Genomic DNA, 5,382 nt, shown 5'->3' with positions numbered 1-5,382 from the left:
CCCCTGCGCGGCACCACTCCCCTCCTCCACGTCTCAGTTCCGCTTCCGGAGCCCGGGCGTGGGGTGGGGGCGCGCAGGAGGGTCCCCGCAGGACGAGCGCGCAACCCGGGCCTGACATGCGACAGCCGGGGCTTGGTGCGCGAGCCGAGGAGACACTCCGGAGGGACCCCGCCCCACACCCCGCCAGGCCTCGGCACGGGGACCAGGCCTAGCCGTCCGGAGCCCTGGCGGGGGTGGCATCAGTACGACTTCGGGAGGCCCAGGGTTTGGTGGGAGATGAAGTTGAGGATCATCTCGCGGCTGACCGGGGCGATGCGGGCCACGCGGGAGGCGGTGATCAGGGAGGCCAGGCCGTATTCGCGGGTGAGGCCGTTGCCGCCGAGGGTGTGGACGGACTGGTCCACGGCGCGGACGCAGGCCTCCCCGGCCGCGTACTTGGCCATGTTCGCGGCCTCGCCGGCCCCCATGTCGTCGCCGGCGTCGTAGAGGTGGGCGGCCTTCTGCATCATCAGGCGGGCCAGTTCCAGCTCGATGTGGGCCGCGGCCAGCGGGTGGGCCAGGGCCTGGTGGGCGCCGATGGGGTCCTTCCACACCTGGCGGGTCTTGGCGTAGGCGACGGCTTTGGCGAGCGCGTAGCGGCCCATGCCGATGGCGAAGGCGGCGGTCATGATGCGTTCGGGGTTGAGGCCTGCGAAGAGCTGGAGGAGGCCGGCATCCTCGTCGCCGACGAGGGCGGAGGAGGGGAGGCGTACGTCTTCGAGGAGGAGTTCGAACTGCTTTTCCGCCGCCTGGAGTTCCATGTCGATGACCGAGCAGGAGAAGCCGGGGGTCTCGCGCGGGACGATGAACAGGCAGGGCTTGAGGCGGCCGGAGCGGGCGTCTTCGGTGCGGCCGACGATGAGGGTGGCGTCGGCGATGTCCACGCCGGAGATGAAGACCTTGCGGCCGGTGAGGATCCAGTCGTCGCCGTCACGGCGGGCCGTGGTGGTGATGCGGTGGGAGTTGGAACCGGCGTCGGGTTCGGTGATGCCGAAGGCCATGGTGAGGCTGCCGTCGGCGAGGCCGGGGAGCCAGGCGCGCTTCTGGGCGTCGGTGCCGAAGCGGGAGATGACCGTGCCGCAGATGGCGGGTGAGACGACCATCATGAGGAGCGGGCAGCCCGCGGCCCCGAGTTCTTCGAGGACGATGGACAGTTCGGCGATGCCGCCGCCCCCGCCGCCGTACTCCTCGGGCAGGTTGACGCCGAGGTAGCCGAGCTTGGCGGCGTCGGCCCACAGTTCGTCGGGGTGGCCGCCCTCGTGTGCGACGCGGGTGAGGTATTCGCGGCCGTACTTCTGCCCCAGGGCGGCGACCGCCGTGCGCAGGGCCTTGTGCTCGGGGGTTTCGATGGTGCTCATGACGTCGTTTCCTCCTGGACTACGGCGAGCAGGGCGCCGAACTCGACCTGCCGGCCCGTGGTGGCGTGGAGCGCGGTGAGCGTGCCGGAGGCGGGAGCGAGGATGCGGTGCTCCATCTTCATGGCCTCCAGCCAGAGCAGGGGCTGCCCGGCGGTGACGCGGGTGCCGGGGGCCAGGCCCTCGGCGATGCGGACGACGGTGCCGGGCATGGGGGCGAGGAGGGAGCCCGGTTCGGTGCGGTCCTGGGGGTCCGCGAACCGGGGGACGGGGGTGAGGGTGTGGGCGCCGAGGACGGAATCGACGTACAGGTCGGGGTTGTTCGAATTTTGTTTCACGTGGAACAGGCGCCGGATGCCGTCGACTTCGAGCGTGACGAGGGCGGGGCCGGCCGACAGGACGCGGACTCCGGGGTGGCTCACCGGGTGGTAGGCGACCTCGTACTCGGTGCCCGCCGCCGTGTAGCGGCGGGTCTGGGGCTGGGAGCGGACGTTGCGCCAGCCGCCGAGGCGCGCGGCCAGGGGGGCGTCCGCGGCCGGGGCCGCTTCGGCGAGGGCCGCGGCCAGGGCGGACAGGGTGGCATCGGGGGTGCCCTCGGTGAGGGCCGGCAGGTGGCGCTCGTAGAAGCCGGTGTCGGGCTGTCCGGCCGCGAACTCCGGGTGTCGCAGGGAGCGTACGAGGAGCTCGCGGTTGGTGGTCAGCCCGTGGATGCGGGCTCCGGCCAGGGCGTGGGCGAGGACGCGTACGGCCTCGGCGCGGGTCGGGGCGTGGGCGACGACCTTGGCGAGCATGGGGTCGTAGTGGATGCCGACCTCGTCCCCGTCGGTGAAGCCGGTGTCGACGCGGACCTCGCCGGGCACGGCGAGGGTGTGCAGGACGCCGGTCTGGGGGCGCCAGTCCCGGGCGGGGTCCTCGGCGTACAGGCGGGCCTCGACGGCGTGGCCGCCGGGGGCCGGGGGTGTGAGCGGCAGGGCCGCGCCCTCGGCGATGCGCAGCTGGAGGGCGACGAGGTCGAGGCCGAAGACGGCTTCGGTGACGGGGTGTTCGACCTGGAGGCGGGTGTTCATCTCCAGGAAGTACGGGCGTCCGTCGGCGGTGACGAGGAACTCGACGGTGCCGGCGCCCTGGTAGGAGACGGCGCGGGCGGCGGCGACGGCGGCCTCGTGGAGGCTGTCGCGCAGGCTTTCCGGCAGGCCGGGGGCCGGGGCCTCCTCGATGACCTTCTGGTGGCGCCGCTGGAGGGAGCAGTCGCGGGTGCCCAGCGCCCAGACGGTGCCGTGGGCGTCGGCGAGGATCTGCACCTCGACGTGGCGGCCGCGCTCGACGTAGGGCTCGGCGAAGACCTCGCCGTCGCCGAAGGCCGAGCGGGCCTCGGCCGCTGCGGCGTCGAGGGCCTCCTTGAGCTGGTCGAGGTCGCGGACCACGCGCATCCCGCGGCCCCCGCCGCCGGCCGCGGCCTTGAGGAGGAGGGGCAGGTCGGCGGCGGTGGCGGTGGCCGGGTCGACGGGTTCGAGGAGGGGGACGCCGGCGGTGCGCATCAGCTCCTTGGCCCGGGTCTTGGAGGCCATGGCCTCGATGGCCTCGGGCGGCGGGCCGATCCAGGTGAGTCCGGCGGCCTTGACCTCGCGGGCGAAGGCGGCGTTCTCGGAGAGGAAGCCGTAGCCGGGGTGGACCGCGTCGGCCCCGGCGGCGAGCGCGGCCTTGATGATCAGGTCGCCGCGCAGGTAGGTGTCGGCGGGGGCGGCGCCGGGCAGGCGTACGGCCGCGTCGGCGTCGCGTACGTGCAGGGCGTGCTCGTCGGGGTCGGAGTGGACGGCGACGGTGGCCAGGCCCAGGGCGCGGGCGGTGCGGAAGACGCGGACGGCGATCTCGCCGCGGTTGGCCACGAGCAGGGAGTTGACGGTCATGTGCGGGCTCACATCCGGAAGACGCCGAAGCCGCCGCGGGCGCCCTCGACGGGGGCGTTGTGGACGGCCGACAGGCACAGGCCGAGGACGGTACGGGTGTCGCGCGGGTCGATGACCCCGTCGTCGTACAGCCGCCCGGACAGGAACATCGGCAGGGACTCGGACTCGATCTGCGCCTCGACGAAGGCGCGCATGCCGGCGTCGGCCTCGTCGTCGTACGGCTGCCCCTTGGCGGCGGCGGACTGCCGGGCCACGATCGACAGCACCCCGGCGAGCTGCTGGGGGCCCATGACGGCGGACTTGGCGCTGGGCCAGGCGAAGAGGAAGCGCGGCTCGTAGGCGCGGCCGCACATGCCGTAGTGGCCGGCGCCGTAGCTCGCGCCGATGAGCACGGACAGGTGCGGAACGCGGGAGTTGGAGACCGCGTTGATCATCATCGAGCCGTGTTTGATGATGCCGCCCTGCTCGTACTCCTTGCCGACCATGTAGCCGGTGGTGTTGTGGAGGAAGAGCAGCGGGATGTCGCGCTGGTTGGCGAGCTGGATGAACTGGGCGGCCTTCTGCGACTCGGCGCTGAAGAGCACGCCCTGGGCGTTGGCAAGGATGCCGACCGGATAGCCGTGGAGGGTGGCCCAGCCGGTGACCAGGCTGGTGCCGTACAGCGGTTTGAACTCGTCGAAGTCGGAGGCGTCGACGATGCGGGCGATGACCTCGCGGGGGTCGAAGGGCGTCTTCAGGTCGGGCGGGACGATCCCGAGGAGCTCTTCGGGGTCGTACGTCGGCTCCTCGGCCTTGGGCGGCTCCGCGTGCGCCGGGCGGTGGTTCAGGCGGGCGACGACGCGGCGGGCCCGGCGGATCGCGTCCTGCTCGTCGAGGGCGTAGTAGTCGGCGAGGCCGGAGGTGCGGGCGTGCATGTCCGCTCCGCCGAGGGACTCGTCGTCGCTCTCCTCGCCGGTGGCCATCTTGACCAGGGGCGGACCGCCGAGGAACACCTTGGACCGGTCCTTGATCATGATGGTGTGGTCGGACATGCCGGGGATGTACGCGCCTCCGGCGGTGGAGTTACCGAAGACGACGGCGATCGTCGGGATCCCCTCGGCGGAGAGCCGGGTGAGGTCGCGGAAGATCGCCCCGCCCGGGATGAAGATCTCCTTCTGGGAGGGCAGGTCGGCGCCGCCGGACTCCACGAGGCTGATGACGGGGAGCCGGTTCTGCCGGGCGATCTCGTTGGCCCGGAGCGCCTTCTTCAGGGTCCAGGGGTTGCTGGCGCCGCCGCGGACGGTGGGGTCGTTGGCGGTCACCAGGCACTGGACGCCCTCGACGGTGCCGATGCCGGTGACCATGGAGGCGCCGACGGGGTAGTCGCTGCCCCAGGCGGCCAGCGGGGACAGCTCCAGGAACGGGGTGTCCGGGTCGAGCAGCAGCTCGACGCGCTCGCGGGCCAGCAGCTTCCCGCGCTGCCGGTGGCGGGCCGTGTACTTCTCGCCGCCGCCTTGGAGTGCCTTCGCGTGCTCGGTGTCGAGGGCGGCGAGCCGTTCCAGGGCGGCGGTACGGGCCTGCGCGTGCTCGGGGGCGTGCGGGTCGACGGTGGTGCCGAGGCGGGTCATGGGCCGGTCCCCTCCGGGGCGGGTTCGGTTGCGGGGGCGGTTGTGGGGGCGGGGGCGGGGGCGGTTGCGGGGCCGGGCAGGAGGTGGGTCGGGATGTCGAGGTGGCGGGCGCGGAGCCATTCGCCGAGGGCCTTGGCCTGGGGGTCGAAGCGGTGGCCGGAGGCGACGCCGTCGCCGAGGATGAGGGGGATGGTGAAGTTCAGGGCGCGGAGGTTGGGGAGCGCGTGCCGGAGCACTGCGTGCGCGCGGGTCTCGGGGAGCAGGGCCTGGAAGCGCTCGACGGTGAGGGTGCGGTCGAGCCAGGTCCAGGCGGCGTCGGACTCCACCCATACGCCGACGTTGGCGTCCCCGCCCTTGTCGCCGCTGCGGGCCCCGACCACGGCTCCGAGCGGAGCCCTGCGTGTGGGCCCTGCGGGGCTCTCCCCAACCCCGCCCCTTCCCGAAACCGGGGCTCCGCCCCGGACCCCTTCGGGG

Annotated in this window: 3 protein-coding genes and 1 pseudogene; all 4 read right to left on the bottom strand. The window is 73.2% G+C overall.

Annotation, left to right across the window (positions count from 1 at the left end):
* Window positions 1-239 precede the first annotated feature (239 nt).
* Window positions 240-1,397, bottom strand: a complete 1,158-nt coding sequence (locus ACFWP3_RS41425; protein ID WP_384232084.1) for an acyl-CoA dehydrogenase family protein — start codon at window positions 1,395-1,397, stop codon at window positions 240-242.
* Window positions 1,394-3,301 carry an acetyl/propionyl/methylcrotonyl-CoA carboxylase subunit alpha gene (locus ACFWP3_RS41420; protein ID WP_384232082.1) on the bottom strand — a complete coding sequence of 636 codons (1,908 nt, stop codon included), beginning with the start codon at window positions 3,299-3,301 and terminating at the stop codon, window positions 1,394-1,396. Before ACFWP3_RS41420 ends, ACFWP3_RS41425 begins: the two co-directional genes overlap by 4 nt.
* Window positions 3,302-3,309: 8 nt before the next feature.
* Window positions 3,310-4,908 (bottom strand): acyl-CoA carboxylase subunit beta, encoded by a 1,599-nt coding sequence (locus ACFWP3_RS41415; RefSeq protein WP_384232080.1) that lies wholly within the window; start codon window positions 4,906-4,908, stop codon window positions 3,310-3,312.
* Window positions 4,905-5,382 (bottom strand): annotated as a pseudogene (locus tag ACFWP3_RS41410) (exopolyphosphatase); the annotation flags it as partial. The pseudogene ACFWP3_RS41410 and the gene ACFWP3_RS41415, both read right to left, overlap by 4 nt.

Source organism: Streptomyces sp. NPDC058525, from assembly GCF_042719495.1.
Lineage (GTDB): Bacteria > Actinomycetota > Actinomycetes > Streptomycetales > Streptomycetaceae > Streptomyces.
This window is presented reverse-complemented; position numbering and strand designations above follow the sequence as displayed.